This is a genomic window from Myxococcus sp. AS-1-15 (assembly GCF_020037055.1).
GTDB lineage: Bacteria > Myxococcota > Myxococcia > Myxococcales > Myxococcaceae > Myxococcus > Myxococcus fulvus.
In genome coordinates this window covers 135818-153733 of the sequence record NZ_JAIQDF010000009.1, presented here as the reverse complement: position 1 = coordinate 153733, position 17916 = coordinate 135818, and the positions used below count along the sequence as shown (strand labels likewise).

The window sequence follows — 17916 nt, the reverse complement described above, 5'->3', positions numbered from 1 at the left end:
CGGCGCGAACACGCCGGAGTCGATGACCCTGCTTGTCTCATCGCCATGTCACGCGTGAGTCAGCCCGCGACGCATGCGCTCGCCGGACGGCCATGACGCAGTGCCTCTTTCATTCCCGCCGGGGTGTGGACTCGCGCACGGTGTCAGCGCCCCCGCACGCCCGAGGGGCGGCCACCCGCCAGGCCTGGGGCCGGAGCGGGGCCTGGCTTCCTGGTGGGTTCGGGTAGAATCAGCAACCGCTGCCTGTTAGGTCCAGACGTACGCCAAGGAGCAGCCGTGTTCCGATTCGAGTCCGACCGGGACCTCATCGAGTCCTTCCGCCCCAGAGACCTGCGCGTCATGGAGATGCCGCCGGGCCTCTCCTTCCCCCTGTTCGTCCGCGACTACCTGGCCTGGACCGAGACGTCCGGCCTGCGCGTGTACCTCATCTTCTCCGCGCCCGGCAGCCGGCAGCCCATCGGCATCATCTTCCGACGCGACTCGATGGGCGGGGAGAACGTCACCCGCATGTGCGAGTGGTGCCACCACTCCGGCGCGTCGAGCGAGGTGACCCTGCTCACCACCGACGTGAACAACAAGCGCCGCGTGGGCATCAGCCTGTGCGCGGACCTCCAGTGCAAGGAGCGCCTGGAGGACGCGGCCGACCGCGCCGGCCGGCACGCGCTCGAGGCGCTGGAGCAGCTGCGCGCCCGGATGTTCCGCTTCGCGAACGAGGCGCTCGGCATCGAGCTCGAGCCCGCCGCCTGACGTCCCCCGCTACCCCGCGGAGGCGCTCGCGCGCTGGACCTGGGGCACGCCCGGCAACATGGGCGCCGGGTTGAGGGCCTGGACCAGCAGCGCCCGCAGCGCCTCGCCCAAATCGTCCACCACGCTCAGCGCGCCGGCCGGAGAGCCCTGGAGGCTCTGGGGCACGTCCAGCCCCACGACGACGACGGGCATGCGCGCCTCCCACGCCAGGTAGTGCGCCAGGCCCACCGCGGGCTCGGACACGTCCAGGAGCAGCGCGCCCACGGCGCCCGCGCTGAAGGGCCGCCACAGGGGCCGCGCGGCCTCGGCGGGAGGCAGCACGCAGAAGTCCAGCCGCAGCACCTCGCTGAGCACCAGCCGCCCCAGCGTGCCGAAGCCGCTCTTCACCGCGGTGGGCTCCGCGGACAGGGCCTCCAGCCCCGGCACGCGCGCCATGATTCGCCGCGCCGCCGCCGCGCCGCTGCCGCACACGAAGATCTTGGCGGTGGCCACCTTCGCCGGCGCCTTGGTGCGCAGGATGCGGCCGCGCAGCGCGTGCACCTCGGCGGCGCCCAAGAGCTCGCCCGCGTTCGCGTCCGTGCCCGCCGCGTCCGCCAGCTTCGCCACGCCCCGCTGCATCAGCGTGGACAGCACGCCCAGCACTTCCAGGTCCGTGGCGGGCGCCAGGTCCAGCACCTCGCCCAGGGCCCGGGGCTGGCGCAGCAGGTCCACCACCTGCGCCGTCACCGGGTGCTGGTCCTGCTGCAGCGCCAGGTCCGGCGCGAGCATCAGCCGCGTGTGACGCGGAGGCAGGCCCGGCAAGAGCCGGTTCACCTCGTCCGACTGGCGCATGCCCTCCAGCAGCGCGTCGTCCATGGCGCGGTTGATGCGCGCCTTCGCGGCGTTCGCGCCCGGCGAGAAGGTGAAGGTGCCGTCGCCCCAGGCCAGCAGGCGGAACAGGGCCTTCTCCCCTTCCACGCGGCCCAGCTTCGAGTTGACGGGGCGGCCCTCCACCACGTGGATCTCCCCGCGCTCGTTGCCGCGCTCCAGCGACAGCTTGCCGCTGCGCCGGTTCATGCCGAGCAGCTGCATCAGGTCCGGGATGCTCAGCTGGCTGAGCGAGCCTTCGATCTCCTGCTGCTCGACCTTGAGGTCCTTGGCCGCCTCGTTGCGCCGGAAGATGTGCTCGATGCGGCTGAGCACCTCGTCCAGGTTGAAGGGCTTTCGAAGGTAGCCGTCGCGCAGGCCGCGGTAGCGGTCGCCGTCGAAGCTGGACGTGGTGAGGACGACGGGGATGTCCTCGGTGCGCGGGTTGGTGCGAAGAATCTGGATGAAGGTGCGCGCCTCCAGCAGCCGACAGTGCTCGTCGAACAGCGTGAGGTCCGGGTGGCGCAGCACCGCCACCTCCAGCGCCCGCGAGCCATCCGGCGCGTAGTGCACCTGATAGCCCTTGGTGCGCAGCGCGCGGGACAGCGCGCGCACGGACTCGAGGTCGGGGTCGGCGATGAGGATCTTGCGCACCTGGGCCACGACGACGCTCCGCTTCGTATCAGTAGGGCTGCAGGTCGTATTCGGCCTGCAGCTTGGAGATGAGCCCGTCCACCACCGCGGTGTCCGAGGTGTGGAAGCCCCACGTCGCCCCGCGTCCCCGCCGCTGGATGAGCGCGTACGCCGCGCTCTCCGACAGCCAGAGGATGAACTCGTGCCGCGCCACCCGCTCGTCGCCCTCCAGGAACACGGGCGTCAGCGCGGGGTGCGACTCCAAATCCATGCGCCGGCCCAAGAGGTAGATCCGCGAGGACAAGTCAGGAGGCGCCGACTCCAGGCCCGCGGCGATGGGCAGGTCCGAGCGGATCTCCGGCCCGCCCACGTACAGCAGGCCGCGCGAGCCCGGGTCTCTCATCAGCTCGCGGGCGATTTCCGCCTGCAGCTCGTCGAAGAGCACGTCCGCCACCTTGCCCCGGCGGCTGGGCTCGGCGCGCTCGTCCACCGGCAGCTTGGGGCTGTTGGGCGTGCCGAGCAGCAGGTCCACCTCGTCCCAGAACGGCAGCCCGTCCAGCATCAGCCGCCGCTGCAGCGACGCGCGGCGCTCGTCCATGCGGCGCCGGCAGCGGTGCACCAGCTCGTCGAAGTCCTCCCCGTCCTTGGGGAAGGTGCTCGCGCCGCCCACCAGCGCCAGGGGCAGCCGCTGCTCCACGTCCTGGACCTCGGGCTCCTCGCGCACCGCCGCCACCGCGCGGCGCACGAACATCATGGCCCCGAAGAAGTCCGTCTCCGGCAGCAGCAGGTAGAACTCCTGGTCGCTCGCCTTCGCGATGACGTCCGAGTCGCGGATGATCTTGCTGAGCGCCTTGATGATGCCGCGCACCGCCTTCTTCGCGTCCGCCGCCCCCTGCCGCACCCGCACCAGCGGCAGGTTGTCGATGGAGAACGTCAGCAGCGAGAAGGTGCGGCCGTAGCGCCGGGCCTTGTAGATCTCCTTGGACGCGTAGTCGGTGAAGTAGCTGAGGTTGTAGGCCGCCGTCTCGCGGTCCCTCAGGCCCAGCCGCTGCAGCGCCATCATCCGGCGGCCGTTCTTCACGCCCACCGCGGCGAAGTCCGCCAGCACGCGCGCGTCGCGGGAGTGCTCCTGACGGAAGTCCCCGGCCAGCGGGTCGGACAGCTGCGCCAGGCCCACGATTTCCCCCGTGGCCATCAGCGGCACGTACAACACCGCCGAGCGCTCATCCCGCGCGAACCAGGGCTGTGCGTCCTTGAGCCGGCTGGCCAGCGGCCCCTCGGGGCTCATGCGCTCGGCGAGGAACTGCTTGTCGAGCAGGCCCCGGTACGCGCGCAGCACCAGGTCACCCCGGTCATCCAGCACCCACAGCGCGGCGCTCTGCGCGTCGCACACCACCGACAGCTCCGAGATGATGCGCTCCTGCAGCCACTCCAGATCCGACTGGGAGATGAGCTCCAGGCAGCGCTGGTGCAGGTTGTGGAAGCGCGCGAACTCCATGTTCTCGTCGCGCAGCTGGGCCCGCTCCTTGCGCAGGGCGGCGCGCTCCAGGGCGCGGTCCACCGCGAGCACCAGGTCCGCCTCGTCCACGGGCTTGGCCAGACAGTCCGCCGCGCCCGAGCGCAGCGCCATCTCCGAGCCCTTGATGTCGGTGCGCTGGCTGACCAGGATGACCTCCTGGTCCGGGTCCCTCTCGCGCAGGCGCGCGGTGAGCGCGAAGCCGTCCACGCCTGGCATCACCACGTCGGTGATGACCAGGTCGAAGGGCGTGCGGGCCGCTTCCTCGAGCGCAGCCGTGCCGTTCTCCACGGAGACGACGCGGTGCCCATGACGGGCCAGCATGTCGCTGGCGAGCTGGCGGAAGAACAGGTCGTCGTCGACGACGAGAATGGGACCGGCCACGCGCTGTCTGACCCGGGTGCGAAGGGGGAGGTCGGAGGTTACCGGCCCCCAGCAAGCCCGACAACGCCCTCGAAGACGAAGGCGACCGGTCCCCGGAGGCGGATGTCGGACAGGTCGGCGGGCACGCGGATGCCCAGGTCGCCTCCTGGCAGGGTGACTCGCAGCCAGGTCTCGGGGGGCAGGCGTCCGGCCAGCACCGCCGCCACCGCGGACGCGCACGCCCCGGTGCCACACGCCTGGGTGAGGCCACAGCCCCGCTCCCACACCACGACGGTGAGGCCATCCGGCTCCACCCGGACGAACTCCACGTTGGTGCGGTCCTGGAAGGAGGGATGCCGCTCCAGCTCGGGCCCCAGCCTCGGCGCGTCCTCCAGCGGTCTGTCGAGCAGGACCAGGTGCGGGTTGCCCATGCTCACCGCGGACGCGCGCAGCTCGGGGTGTCCGGGCAGGGGCGTGTCCAGGAACGGACGCCCCGTGGCGCCCGACGGGAGGTTCGGGGCGACGAGCCGTGCCGGCCCCATGGAAATGTCCACTGAGACCACCCCGCCGTCTCCGTAGCCGGGCATGCAGGTGAGCACTCCGGCGCCCGTCTCCACGTCGATGCGCGCGGGCGTCTCCGGGGAGTGGTCGACCAGGTACTTCACCGCGCAGCGCAGGCCGTTGCCGCACATCTCCGCGATGCTGCCGTCAGCGTTGTGGACGACCATGCGAGCCAGGCCGTGCTCGGAGGGCAGGAGCGAGAGCACACCGTCCGCGCCGATGCCCAGGCGGCGGTCGCACATCCAGCGTGACGTGTCGGCGTCGATGTCCACCCCGGACCGGCGACGGTCCAGGACGACGAAGTCATTGCCCAGACCCTGGTACTTGAAGATGCGCTCGCGTGCGTCCACGAGCGCAATCCTAGTCGCGGAACGTCACTCGCGCTCGTCCGCCTTTTTCGGCGGCGAGGGGTCGGGCATGTCGAGCGCGGGCACGGCGGTGCGTGGCGGCTTGACCTGGGGGATGGTGGGCGTGCGGACGGGGATGCCGCCCGGGGGCGTGTGCACCACGCCCGTGCGCCGGGACAGCTCGCTCTTGACGGCCTTGAGCTCGGCGTTGGCGCGCTCGTAGATGTCCTGGACGGGGTTGGCGCCGGTCCGCGCCGTCTGGCGGCGCAGGGTGGCCAGCTCCGTCTCCTGGGCCTCGAGCTGGGTCTGGAGCGAGTCCACCAGGGACTGGAGGTGCTCCATCTCCGCGGCCATCTCCAGGACGGCCTCGGGCTGGGAGGAGGCCTTGAGCGCCTCGGTGGCGGCGAGCAGCTCGTTGCGCTCGGCCTCGATGGAGGACAGGCGCGCCTGCTGGTCCTTCACGAGCGACTCCAGGCGCTCACGCTCGTAGCGGTCCTTGAGGAGCTCCTGCTTCTCGGCGGTGAGGGCCTGGGCCTGGTCCTGGAGGCGCGTCAGCTCCGTGCGCAGGGTGGCGAGACGGTCGGACGTGGAGCCGTCCTTCTGCTGGAGCTGGCGGCGGGCCTCGTCGAGGGACTCGGAGAGGCGGGTGCGCTCGGCGCGCTCGGTGTCGAGCATGCGGACGGCGTCGGTGGACGCGGTCTCCATGGCGGTGATGCGGCCTTCCAGGCGGACGCGCGCGGCGCGGGCCACGGTCAGGTCGGACTGGAGGCGCTCGCGCTCGGCCTCGGCGCGGGCTGCGCGCTCCTGGAGGGACTGGAGGGAGGCGGCGCTCTGGGTGGCGGCGGACTCCAGCTCGGAGAGACGTGCTTCGAGCTCGGCGCGGCGGGACTCGAAGCCGGTGGTGGCCTCGGTCAGGCGGGCCTCGAGGGCGGCCTTCTCCGCGAGCCGGGCATCGCGCTCCTCGCGCAGGCTGGCGGTGCTGGACTCCAGCTCGGCGAGCCGCGACTCCAATACGACGCGGCCCGCGCGCTCGGTGTCGAGCTGGGACGCGACCTCCAAGAGTCGGGCCTCCAGGGTGTTCCGCTCCGTCCGCTCGGTATCGAGCCGCGAAGTGGTCTCGGTGAGCCGGGCATCCAGCGCGCTCCGCTCGGTTCGCTCGGCATCGAGCAGTGTAGTGGTCTCGGAGAGCCGGGCATCCAGCGCGGTGCGCTCCGCGCGCTCGGTGTCGAGCTGCGCGGTGGTGTCCGCGAGTCGCGCGTCCAGGGTGCTCCGCGCCGTCTGGTGCGTCTCCAGGTGCGCGGTGAGGTCGACGAGCCGGGCATCCCAGTCCGCGCGCGCCTGCTCCAGCGCCTCGGTGGTCTCGCGCAGGCGGGTCTCCAGCGTCGCGGCGCGCTCCTGCTCCGTCCGAGCCGTCTCGGTGACTCGCGCCAGCTCGGCGCGGGTCGCCTCCAGCGAGGCGCGCTCGCTCTCGAGCGTGCTCTCCATCGCGGTGGCCTTGCCCGCGAAGCGCCGTGCCGTCTCGAGCTGCACCATGAGCAGCTCGGCGTTCTCGCGCTGGGCCACCAGTCGCTCGCGCGCGTCCACCAACTCCGCGTCGAGACGCGCGAGATGCGCCCCACGCTCATGCAGCGCGGCCATGGCGCGCTGGAGCTCCATCCCCAGGCGCATCACCTCCTGGCGCGCGGCCATCAGATGGGTCAGCTCACCGCGAAGGTCCAGCACCTCCTGACGGGTGGCCTCCAGGGTGTTCTCGGTCTTCTCCAGCTCCGCCTCGCGCGCGGTGGCGGCCTCGGCGAGCTTCGAGGCCTGGGCCTCGCCTTCGCGCACCTGCTCCCGCAGACGCGCCATCTGGGTCTGCAGCTCTTGCAGCGTCCAATCCCGCTCGGAGAGCTGGGCATCCACGGCGCGCTTCGCGGCCTCGGACTCGCCCAGGGACGTCTCGAGCGAGGACAGCCGGGCCTCCAGGGCCTCGCGCTGCGCCAGGGTCGAGGCTTCGACCTGGGCGCGATCCGTCTCCAGGCGCTCCACCGACTCGCGCAGCGACTGCTCACGGCTCGTGAGCTCCGCCAGCTCCGCGCGGACTTGCGCCAGGGCCTCACGCTCACGAGTCAGCTCCGCGCGAGTCGCCTGTCCACCTTCCTGCTCGGTCGCGAGGGCCGCACGGACCTGGGCCAACGAGGCCTCCAGCTCGGCGCGAGCCGTCTCCTCGGCGGACAGCGAGTCCCGGGTGCGAGCCAACGTCGCATCCACTTCGGCGCGAGCGCGCTGCTCGGCATCGAGTCGTTCGTGGACGCGCGCGAGCCCGGCCTCACCGTCACTGCGCTCCTGACGTTCGGTCTCCAGCTCCGCGCGGGCGGCGGCCAGCGCCTCTCGCTCCGAGGACAGCTCGGAGACCAGCGCCTCGCGAGCCTCTCGCTCCGCCGTGAGCAACCGGCGAGCCTCCGCCAATGAGGCCTGGGACTGGAGTTCACTTTGTTCCAACGCCTCGCGAGCCTGCACCAGCGACGCAGACTCCCGGGTGCGCTGCTCGACTTCCGACTCGAGTTGGAGCCGCGCCGCGGACAGCGCCTCGTCCGCGCGGGCCTTCAGCGCCTCGATTTCGGCGATGCGGGCCAGCGCCGCCTCGAGCTCCGCCTCGGCACGAGCCTTCTCGTCGGACTCCTTTCGAGCACGAGCCTCGACTTCGGCGAGCGTGGCTTCGACGCGGGCTCTGTCTTCTGCCTCCTTCTGAGCACGAGCTTCCGCCTCGGCGAGCGCAGCCCCGGCCTGCGCCCGCTCTTCGGCCGCCCGCTGAGCGCGGGCCTCGACCTCGGAGAGCGCCGCCTCGACGCGAGCCCGGTCCTCAGCCGACTTCAGAGCACGGGCCTCGACCTCAGAGAGCGCCGCCTCGACACGGGCCCGCGCCTCGACCTCATTCAGCGCGCGGGCCTCGACCTCGGAGAGCGCAGCCTCGACACGAGCCCGCTCCTCCGCCTCCTTCAGAGCCCGAGCCTCGACCTCGGAGAGCGCAATCTCGACACGGGCCCGCGCCTCGGCCTCATTCAGGGCACGGGCCTCGACCTCGGAGAGCGCAACCTCGACACGAGCCCGCTCCTCCGCCTCCTTCAGAGCCCGAGCTTCCGCCTCGGCGAGCGCCACCTCGATACGAGCCCGGTCCTCGGCCTCGCGTCGAACCCGCGCGGCCACGTCGGCGAGCGACTCCTCGACCCGGGCCTTGTCCTCGCCACCCTTCCGAGCGCGCTCCTCCGCCTCCGCGAGCGACGCCTCGATGCGAGCCTTCGCATCCGCCTCCCGCTGGACGCGTGCCATCGTCTCGGCGAGCTCCGCCTCGACCTCAGAAGCACGAGCCTCCGCCTCGACGAGCGAAGCCTCGACACGGGCCCGGTCCTCCGCCTCCTTCTGAGCGCGGTCCCGAGCCTCGGCGAGCAACTCCGCGACTCGCGCCTTGTCCTCGCCCTCCAGGCGCAGACGTGTCTCCGCCGCCTCGACCCGAGACCGCTCCTCCTGGAGGCTCGCCTCGACCCGCGCCTTCGCGTCGCTCTCGCGCGACAGCTCGACGCGAAGCTCCGCGAGCATCGCCTCGACCTGCCCGCGCCGCTCGGACTCCTCCTGGAGTCGAGCCTGGGCCTCCGCCAGCGTGCCCTCGACGTGGGTGCGCTGCTGGCCCTCGCCCTGGAGTCGCCCCTGGGCCTCCGCCAGGGACTCCTCGGCCCGGGTCCTCCGCTGGAGCTCCTCCTGGAGCTGGACCTGCACATCCCCGAGCGCAGCCTCCCACCGCGCGCGCCGCTCCGCCTCCGCGTCCAACGCCTCGCGGCTCTGCGCGAGCGCCTGTCGCGCCTCGCTCAACCCCGCCTCGGCCTCCGCGAGCGCCGCTTCCGAAGACTCCCGGCGCCCCTTCTCCGTCTCCAGCTCCGCGCGCAGCACCTCCAACGCGGAGCCCGACTTCAACCGTCCCTCCCGCTCGGCCTCGAGCGTCGCCTGGACCTCCGCCAGCGAAGCCTCCAGCGTCGCCCGCCGCTCCACCTCCGCGTCCAGCGCCTCACGGGTCCGCGCCAGCGTGGCCTCGGCCTCCACGAGCCGCTGCGTCGCGCTCTCCAGCTTGCCGCGAGACACCCGCAGCGCGTCCTCGACCGCGGCGCGAGCCTCGCGCTCCTGGTCCAGCTCGCCGCCCACCCGCGCGGCCAGCGCCGCCGTGGAGTCCCGCTCCTCCCGCGCCGTCTCCAGGTCCGCCTGCGCGGCCTGCAGCGTCGCCTCCAGCTCCTCCGCCCGCGCCGACTCCTCACGACGGGAACGACTGAGCGAGGAGACCTCCGCCTCCAGCTCCACCACCCGCCGCACCAGCGCCTGACGCTCGTCCTCCAGCTCCCGCTTGCGAGCCTCGGTCTCCGCGCGGATGGCGGCCTCGGTGCGAGCCTCCTCCCCCAGCACCTCCACCCTGCCCCGCTCGACCTGGAGCTCCCCCTCCAGCGCCGACAGCCGCGCCTGGAGCTGGGCACGCTCCGCCTCCAACGTCCCGGCAAGCCCCGCCTCGACCCGGGCGCGCTCCTCCTCCAATCCGGAGATGCGCACGCGGGCCTCGTGAAGCGACTCCTCCAGCTTCTGGGACGTCGCCCGGGCCAGGGCCTCGCGCTCGGTGAGCGCCGCCAGCTCGCGCGTCAGCCGGGCCTCGCGCGCCTGCGCGGCGACGAGCTCCGTCTCCTGCCCGCGCCCCTCGGCCTGGAGCGCCTCCAGCCGGGCCTCCGCGTCCCGCCGCGAGCCCTCGGCCGACGCCGCCCGCAGCGACGCCTCCGTCAGCTCCCGCGTCGCGCGCGCCAGCTCCGCTTCCTTCAAGGACAGGGCCGCCGCCGCCTCGCGCGCGGCCTCCTCGGCCCGAGCCGTCCCAATCTTCAGGTGCTCCACCGCCGCCAGGGCCGCCGAGTACTGCTCGGCGATGCGCAGCTCCCGCTCCCGCGCGGCCTCCGCGGCGCGACGCCGGTCCTCCACCTGCTCCCCGGCGCGCTCCGCCACCAACCGGTCCTTCTCCCGGTCGATGCGCAGCGTGGTCAGCTCATCCTGCAGCTCACGCACCTGCGTGTACGCCGCCGTCAGCCGCTCCCGAGCCTCCTCCAGGGACGCGGCCTGCTCCTCACGCCGCGCGCGCTCCAGCCGGAGCGTCTCCTGCCCCGCGAGCAGCTGGACACCGGCCTCCGCCTGCGCCCGCTGCGCCGCCTCCACCTCCAACCGCTGCGCCGTCAGCCGACGGTCCGCGTCCCCCAGCCGCTCGTGCGCGACCTGGAGCTCCAGCTCCCGCCGACGCAGCTTCCCGGCCAGGTCATCGCGCTCGCGCTGCGACTCCGGTGTGCCCCGCGCCTGCTCCAGCTGCGCGGTGAGCCGGGCCACCTCCTCGCGCGCCTCCTCCAACACCGGCTTGAGCGAGGCGACCTCCTCCTCGCGCGCCGTCAGCTCGGTGCGAAGCCGCGTCAGCGACTCCTTCAACCGCCCGCTGCGCTCCTCCCAGGACTTCGCGCGGGCGACCACCTCATCCAGCTTGCCCCGCGTGAAGGCCAAAGGCTCCGGCGGCAGCTGCACCCACGTGGGGTCCACCACCCGCGCCGGCTCCAGCCCCGCCACCACCACGAAGTACGCCGCCTCGCTGGTCTGCACCAGCGAGCCATCCACCTGCAGCCCATCCCCCTTCTCGAACGCCAGCTGGTACCCCAGCACCGGCGACTGCGTGGCCACCTCCACCTGGGGGAAGTGCACGTTGAGCGCATCCAGGAGCAGCCCGTACGTCGGCGGCGGCGAGCCCTCCTCGGCCTCCAGCAGCTGCGGCAGCGCCAGGCCCGCGATGTTGCGCAGGCCGCCCACCAGGAAGCCCTGCTTCGCCACCAGCCGCGCCAGCTCCGCGAGCAGCTCCGGGGCCCGGACGTACGGGGCCAGGTCCGCCACCATCACCACGTCGAAGCTGCCCGGCTCGAAGTCGTCGTAGATGTTGGCGCGGTAGCGCAGCGTGGGCCCACCGTGCGCCTTCTGCGCCGCCGACACCGCCTTCACGTCCGCGTCGCACGCCACCACCGCGCGCGCGCCACGCTCCAGCAGGAAACGCGCGCTCTCGCCTCCGGTGGAGGCCACCGCGTCGACCTCCAGCACCCGGCGGCGCGCGAAGAGGCTCTCGGCGAAGATGTAGCGGGGCAGCAGTTCACTGGGCCCCATGCGACGGAATGTGTGATGCATGGGTGTGTTCGGGGGTAGGAGTATAGCCGTGGGCCTCCGCGCCCCAAGGAAAGCGCCAGGCCACACGGTGGCCCCGGCGCCCGGACGTCAGGAGAGCAGGCGACATGAACGGAGCGGCACAGCAGGGCTTTGGCTATCGCGCACGGCGGACCTTCACGCGGTTGCTCGTGTTTTTCCTGATTATTGGACTCGGAGGCGTGGTCGTCTTCCTCCTGTCCCAGCTCAACGCGCGCACCTTCACCCTGGCCCCCGTGGACGGGCAGCTCGTCGTGATGAAGGGCCGCATGGCCCCCATGGGCGCCGTCCCCTACCGCCCCGGCGACCCCCGGCTCGCGGACGCCTACGCCCCCATCCCCCTGGAAGGACAGGACGTGATGGCGCTGACGATGAATAAGTACACCGAGCGCGACGAGCTGGACCGGGCCCTCTTCCCCCTCCTGGAGTCCCTGGCCCGCCCGCGCATCAACTCCGAGGAGCCCGCCAAGGTGGAGCAGGGCCTGTACTACCTGCGCCGGGCCGAGAAGCTCTCCGGCGTCACCGAGGAGCAGCGCCTCACCCTCCAGAAGCTCATGACCGAGGTGGCCTTCTTCCAGGCCCGCCAGAAGCTCGAGGACGCGCGCAAGCTGGTCAGCGACGCCCTGGTCCAGCTCAAGCTCGCCGCCGAGAGCCAGACGCGCCACGCGCGCAGCGCCCACCAGATGCTCACCGTCGTCACCCCGCCCGCCCGGGAGCTCGAGGAGGCCCTCCGCCGCGCCGTCCACACCCTCAGCGGGCCCCAGGAGGCGCCTCCCGCCCAGCCCGTCCAGTCACCCCCACCCGCACCCACACCGACCTCGCCGGAGGGGGCTCCCGAGGGGGCCTCGCCCACGCCGCCGGTCGATTCGGGCGTGGACTCGGGGACGACTCCCTGAGAGGGGCGCGCAACATCCGTCCTCCCAGGTCCGATTCGGGGCGCTTCGTACGGAGCGTCTCCGGACCTGGGACTCAGTGTTGTGAGGAGAACGTGACGGAGACCGTTGGAGATCGATCATAGATTGCAAGGGACGGACCTACCCAAGCACTAGATCTCGCGTTGACACCAACGGGTGCCCCCCATACCTTGTGCCCGGTCGACGACGCCCCACCATTCCGGTGGCGTCCCAAAGGGCTCAGGGAGGGGTTGTGGTTTCTTTACACACAGCAATCTACCCCGTATGTCGCCTGTGCCCTCCGGTCGCCTTGAGACCGTAGGTCCGCTGCGGTAGAGCGGGCCTTGTTCCCTACACATCCGTGCAGTTGTTTTCGTGGCCCGGGAAACCCCTCCCAGGGCAAGCTCTCCGCTTGTCCCTGTGGCCACGCCATCGCCATTTTGGAGTGAGCCGCTCGTGAACTTCGAGACGCCCGTGAAGCCCGCCTCCGCGCCCATGCCTGTCCCTCCCGCCACCCCCGGCCAATCCGGACCGAGCGCGAGTGCGGCACCCGTCGCGGCCCCCGAGCCCACGCAGAGCGAGTTCGCCCCCACCACCATGCGCGTGCGCAAGCGCAACGGCACCGCCGAGCCGGTGGACCTGAACAAGATTGTCCGCGCGGTGGGCAAGAGCTGCGTGGGGCTGTCGCGCGTGGACGTGATGCGCGTGGCCACGAAGACCATCTCCGGCCTCTATGACGGCGCCACCACGCGCGAGCTGGACAGCCTGTCCATCCAGACCGCCGCCGCGCTCATCGTCGAGGAGCCCGAGTACGCGCGCCTGTCCGCGCGGCTGCTCGCCACCTTCATCCAGAAGGAGGTCAGCAACCAGGACATCCACTCCTTCAGCCAGTCGGTGGCGGCGGGCCACAAGCACGGCCTCATCGCGGACCGCCTGCTGCAGTTCGTCCAGGCCAACGCGCGCAAGCTCAACGCGGCCATCGACCCGTCGCGCAATGACCTGTTCGAGTACTTCGGCCTGCGCACCGTCTACGACCGCTACCTCCTGAAGAACCCGCAGACGCGCGAGGTGCTGGAGACGCCGCAGGAGTTCTTCCTGCGCGTGGCGTGCGCGCTCAGCGGCGACAACGCGCGCGAGGCCATCGAGCTGTACCGGCTGTTCAGCTCGCTGGAGTACCTGCCCAGCTCCCCCACCCTGTTCAACTCCGGCACGCGCCACGAGCAGCTCTCCAGCTGCTTCCTGTTGGACTCGCCGGCGGACGACCTGGACGCCATCTACCGGAAGTACTCGGACATCGCGATGCTGTCCAAGTTCTCCGGCGGCATCGGCGTGGGCTACCACCGCGTGCGCGCGCGCGGCTCGCTCATCCGCTCCACCAACGGCCACTCCAACGGCATCGTCCCCTGGCTCAAGACGCTGGACGCGTCCGTGGCCGCGGTGAACCAGGGCGGCAAGCGCAAGGGCGCGTGCTGCGTGTACCTGGAGACGTGGCACGCCGACATCGAGGACTTCCTCGAGCTGCGCGACAACACCGGCGACGACGCCCGCCGCACCCACAACCTGAACCTGTCCAACTGGGTGCCGGACCTGTTCATGAAGCGGGTGGAGACGGAGGGCGACTGGAGCCTCTTCGACCCGAAGGTGGTCCCGCACCTGACGGACCTGTACGGCGCGGAGTTCGAGAAGGCCTACGTGGAGGCGGAAGGCGCGGGCCTGGCGATGCGCAAGGTGAAGGCGCGGGACCTGTACGCGCGGATGATGAAGACGCTCGCCCAGACGGGCAACGGCTGGATGACCTTCAAGGACATCTGCAACCGCAAGAGCAACCAGACGGGCCGTCCGGAGAACGTCATCCACCTGTCCAACCTGTGCACCGAAATCCTGGAGGTGACGAGCCAGGGTGAGACGGCGGTGTGCAACCTGGGCTCGCTGAACCTGGGCCGCATGGTGGTGGACGGGAAGTTCGACTTCGAGCGGCTGCGCGCCAACGCCCAGCTCGCGCTCAAGCAGTTGGACCGGGTCATCGACCTGAACTACTACCCCATCCCCACGGCGGCGGACTCCAACCGCCGCTGGCGCCCGGTGGGCCTGGGGCTGATGGGCCTGCAGGACGTCTTCTTCCAGCTGAAGCTGCCGTTCGACGCCCCCGAGGCGCGGGCCCTGTCGAGGAAGATCTCCGAGGAGATCTACTTCGCGGCGCTGACCACCTCGTGCGAGCTGGCCGAGCAGTTCGGCGCGCACCCGTCCTTCCCGGAGACGCGGGCGGCGAAGGGGGAGTTCCAGTTCGAGAGCTGGGGCGTGACGCCGGAGGACCCGGCGCGGTGGGAGGCCCTGCGGGCGCGCGTCCTGAAGCACGGCCTGCGCAACTCGCTGATGATTGCCATTGCGCCCACGGCGACGATTGCGTCCATCGCGGGCTGCTACGAGTGCATCGAGCCGCAGGTGTCCAACCTGTTCAAGCGCGAGACGCTCTCCGGTGACTTCCTGCAGGTGAACCGCTACCTGGTGCGCGACCTCCAGGCGCTGGGGCTGTGGAACGAGTCGGTGCGCAACCGCATCAAGCTGGCCGAGGGCAGCGTGCAGGACCTGACGGAGCTGCCGGAGAACCTGCGCGCCGTCTACCGCACGGCGTGGGAGCTGCCCATGCGCTCGCTCATCGACATGGCGGCCGACCGCGGCGCCTTCATCGACCAGAGCCAGTCGCTCAACCTCTTCGTGGAGACGCCGAACATCGGCAAGCTCTCCTCGATGTACTTCTACGCGTGGCAGAAGGGGCTGAAGACGACGTACTACCTGCGCTCGCGTCCGGCCACGCGCATCGCCAAGGCGACCATCGCCGGCAACGGCGCCACCGCGACGGCGCCCGTCACGCCCGCCCCCGAGGCCAAGGCCGCCAAGGTGACGGACGCGGAGGCCGTGGCGTGCTCGCTGGAGAACCCCGAGGCCTGCGAGGCGTGCCAGTAAAGAGGTCCTGATTCACAGACTTTTCGTCCTGGCGAGCACGCGTTCTCACGCGTGCTCGTTTTGTTTTGTGCGGGTGTGTCACGCACGGTGCGGAACCCGCATGAAGGCGCACGTAAGCAAGAGTTGTCAGGCGTGCGACCGCCGCGGGAATCGGTGGTCGCGGAGGATCCACGCAGCAGCCTGCATGGTATGGATCGCGCCCATGCTGCTCGAACCCGGCCTGAACCTGACGCTGCGTCCCATGGCGTATCCGGTTTTCTTCGAGATGTACCGGAATGCCATCAAGAACACCTGGACCGTGGAGGAGGTGGATTTCTCCACGGACCTGGTGGACCTCCGCTCGAAGATGACGGACGCGGAGCGACACCTCATCCACCGGCTGGTGGCCTTCTTCGCGACGGGCGACAGCATCGTCGGCAACAACCTGGTGCTGAACCTGTACAAGCACCTCAACGCGCCCGAGGCGCGGATGTACCTGTCGCGTCAGCTCTACGAGGAGGCGCTGCACGTCCAGTTCTACCTGACGCTCCTGGACACGTACGTGCCGGACCCGGGTGAGCGCGCCAAGGCGTTCGCGGCCATCGACAACATCCCCTCCATCCAGCGCAAGGCGCAGTTCTGCATGAAGTGGATGGACAGCATCCACGACGTGGACGCGCTGAAGACGAAGGAGGACCGGCGGCGGTTCCTCTTGAACCTCATCTGCTTCGCGGGCTGCATCGAGGGGCTCTTCTTCTTCGCGGCCTTCGCGTACGTGTACTTCCTGCGCAGCAAGGGCCTGCTCAACGGGCTCGCGGCGGGGACGAACTGGGTGTTCCGCGACGAGAGCGCGCACATGGCGTTCGCCTTCGAGTGCATCCAGGTGGCCCGCAAGGAGGAGCCGGACCTCTTCGACGCGAAGATGGAGCGCGACGTGGAGGCGATGATTCGCGAGGCGGTGGAGTGCGAGACGCAGTTCGCGCAGGACCTCCTGAGCGGCGGCGTCGCGGGCCTGTCCGTGCAGGAGATGCGGGGCTACCTGGAGTACACGGCGGACCAGCGGCTGCAGATGCTGGGCCTCTCCCCGGTGTTCAAGACGAAGAACCCGCTGTCCTTCATGGACCTGCAGGACGTGCAGGAGCTCACCAACTTCTTCGAGCGCCGCGTGTCCGCCTACCAGGTCGCCGTGGGCGTGGGCGCCGCGGGCGACGTCGTGCTCGACGCGACGTTCTGAGTCGTCTCGACGACGGGCCCGAGCACGACCGGGCCCGTCGCTCTTCGTGGGAAGGCGTCTCGGTAGAGGCTGACGGCGCACCTCCTGGCGCCTCGCATCCCGAAACGACCCGAGACCTCCGGGCACGTCGAAACAGACCCCACCCGGGCGGTTGTCTTTGACGTCGCGATGCCACGCCCCCGCGGGCACGACGTGGTCGAGAGACAGAAGACCCCCATCACGTACGGCGGTCCCGAAAGGCCACTTCGGCTCGACTTGCGCTGAACCCTCAATCCCCCCACAAGAGACAGCTCAAACAGAAGACATCCATCACCATCCAGCGGATGGCGCACGACACCGTGTCCCGACACGTCGCTGTCGTCGGCGAAGCCCTGCTCCGCGAAGAGGTGACCATGGCCGTCAGCACTGGAAAGCTCATCGACCCCGGCGGCTGCGCCGCCTGCTCCATCGAGCTGACGGTGCCTCCAGGCACACAGGGCCTCGAGCCGCGCTTGGCCATCGCCCAAAGCTGGGAGCGGATGACCCATGACGCGCCCCCGTGGGACTTGAAGACCCACGCGCGCTGGACGAGCGGCGACACCTGGTAGTCCTATACTTATGACCACGACGCCTGGGACAACCAGACTCGCATCGAGCTGCCGGGACAGGGCGTCATCACCGAGTCATTCGACTCCGACCTCCATGCCTACCTCAGCAAGCGCCTGCTGCCGCCCCTGAGGAGACCCCGAGCGCGCGCCAGCCCCTGCACCAGCATGGCCGCCACGCATCACCTCCGGACGCAATCCGAGACATCGGCGGCACGTCGACGAAGCACGGGCGGGTGTCCATCGGCGGAGCGCGCCCGCGGTGAATCCCCCGGGTGTCACGTGATAGAAAGGGGGCACACCATGGACCGCGCCGCCCTGCTCTTCTGGCTCTGGATGCTCTTCTTCACCGTCAACGCGCTGTGGGCGCTGAGTCAGGCGGCCGTGGCCAGCTCATTCGGCGTCCGGCCCACGCTGGTGAAGCTGGGCGTCGGCCCGCGGCTCTTCACCCTGTCACTCGGTGGCATCCAGTGGGCGCTGCGGCCCCTGGTCCCCTTCGGCAGCGCGGTGAGCTTCGAGGACCCGACGCAGGACGCGGCGTCCTCGAAGGCGCCGGCCGACAACCGCCTGCGCCAGCTGCCCGTCGCGCTGCACGCGGCCGCCATCGTGCTGCCGTGGGCCGTGCTCGTCGGAGTCGCCATGGCCTGCCTGGGCCCTGGTGAGGGCCTGCGCCACTTCGTCACCGGCTTCGCCCTGCCCTTCCAGGTCTCGCTCCTCCCGGAGCGAATCGAGCGCTTCGTCGCCGTGCTGCGCGACGGAGAGCTCCTGCGCGCCTGGGGCCTGCTCAGCGCCAAGGTGGCCGCCGCCAACCTGCTGCCGCTGCCCGTGCTCGCGGGCGGCTCGCTCGTCATGCTCCCGTGGCGCAACCAGCGCGAGCGCGTGCCCGTCTGGGCCGCGAGCCTCAACCTGCTGATGATGGCCTTCGCGCTGCCCTGGGCCTGCTACGTCGTCTACCTGCTGGGCGCCGCGCTCCTCCGCTGAAGGCGCCTGGAGCGCGAGCCACTCCCCCAACGAGCAAGGC

Annotated in this window: 10 protein-coding genes; 6 read left to right on the top strand and 4 right to left on the bottom strand. The window is 71.0% G+C overall.

The genetic code is table 11. The features are described from left to right. Nucleotides 1-276 precede the first annotated feature (276 nt). On the top strand, nt 277-747 hold the full coding sequence (locus tag K8625_RS24040; RefSeq protein ID WP_223784020.1) for an FBP domain-containing protein: 471 nt from the start codon (nt 277-279) through the stop codon (nt 745-747). A gap of 9 nt (nt 748-756) precedes the next feature. Here K8625_RS24040 and K8625_RS24035 read toward each other — a convergent pair whose 3' ends face one another. From K8625_RS24035 to K8625_RS24020, 4 genes are read right to left on the bottom strand one after another with little or no spacing between them, the layout of a single operon-like run. Continuing rightward, a complete protein-coding gene (locus tag K8625_RS24035; RefSeq protein WP_223745570.1) occupies nt 757-2256 on the bottom strand; it encodes a DUF4388 domain-containing protein in 1500 nt (499 codons plus the stop codon). Between the two features lie 19 nt (nt 2257-2275). Beyond that, on the bottom strand, nt 2276-4126 hold the full coding sequence (locus K8625_RS44525) for a response regulator (RefSeq protein ID WP_223784019.1): 1851 nt from the start codon (nt 4124-4126) through the stop codon (nt 2276-2278). Between the two features lie 38 nt (nt 4127-4164). Further along, nucleotides 4165-5016 (bottom strand): diaminopimelate epimerase, encoded by an 852-nt coding sequence (gene dapF / locus K8625_RS24025; protein WP_223745568.1) that lies wholly within the window; start codon nt 5014-5016, stop codon nt 4165-4167. 24 nt (nt 5017-5040) lie between these two features. Continuing rightward, on the bottom strand, nt 5041-11226 hold the full coding sequence (locus tag K8625_RS24020; protein ID WP_223784018.1) for a methyltransferase domain-containing protein: 6186 nt from the start codon (nt 11224-11226) through the stop codon (nt 5041-5043). 104 nt (nt 11227-11330) lie between these two features. Here K8625_RS24020 and K8625_RS24015 point away from each other — a divergent pair, with 104 nt between their 5' ends. The 5 genes from K8625_RS24015 to K8625_RS23995 all read left to right on the top strand — a co-directional run bounded on the left by K8625_RS24015 (nt 11331) and on the right by K8625_RS23995 (nt 17876). Further along, complete coding sequence (locus K8625_RS24015) at nt 11331-12137, top strand: IF-2 protein (RefSeq protein WP_223784017.1); 807 nt, start codon at nt 11331-11333, stop codon at nt 12135-12137. 453 nt (nt 12138-12590) lie between these two features. Further along, nucleotides 12591-15098 (top strand): ribonucleoside-diphosphate reductase subunit alpha, encoded by a 2508-nt coding sequence (locus K8625_RS24010; RefSeq protein ID WP_223745565.1) that lies wholly within the window; start codon nt 12591-12593, stop codon nt 15096-15098. Between the two features lie 202 nt (nt 15099-15300). Further along, nucleotides 15301-16311 (top strand): ribonucleotide-diphosphate reductase subunit beta, encoded by a 1011-nt coding sequence (locus K8625_RS24005; protein WP_223745564.1) that lies wholly within the window; start codon nt 15301-15303, stop codon nt 16309-16311. Between the two features lie 392 nt (nt 16312-16703). Then, a complete protein-coding gene (locus K8625_RS24000; protein WP_223745563.1) occupies nt 16704-16898 on the top strand; it encodes a hypothetical protein in 195 nt (64 codons plus the stop codon). 300 nt (nt 16899-17198) lie between these two features. Beyond that, nucleotides 17199-17876 carry a site-2 protease family protein gene (locus K8625_RS23995; RefSeq protein ID WP_223745562.1) on the top strand — a complete coding sequence of 226 codons (678 nt, stop codon included), beginning with the start codon at nt 17199-17201 and terminating at the stop codon, nt 17874-17876. The last annotated feature ends 40 nt before the right edge of the window (nt 17877-17916 follow it).

What these genes read in the sequence shown, in the direction of transcription:
- K8625_RS24020 (WP_223784018.1), bottom strand. Translation starts at nt 11,226, where the DNA reads ATGCATCACACATTCCGTCGCATGGGGCCCAGTGAACTGCTGCCCCGC.
- K8625_RS24015 (WP_223784017.1), top strand. Translation starts at nt 11,331, where the DNA reads ATGAACGGAGCGGCACAGCAGGGCTTTGGCTATCGCGCACGGCGGACC.
- K8625_RS24005 (WP_223745564.1), top strand. Translation starts at nt 15,301, where the DNA reads ATGCTGCTCGAACCCGGCCTGAACCTGACGCTGCGTCCCATGGCGTAT.
- K8625_RS24000 (WP_223745563.1), top strand. Translation starts at nt 16,704, where the DNA reads ATGGCCGTCAGCACTGGAAAGCTCATCGACCCCGGCGGCTGCGCCGCC.
- K8625_RS23995 (WP_223745562.1), top strand. Translation starts at nt 17,199, where the DNA reads ATGGACCGCGCCGCCCTGCTCTTCTGGCTCTGGATGCTCTTCTTCACC.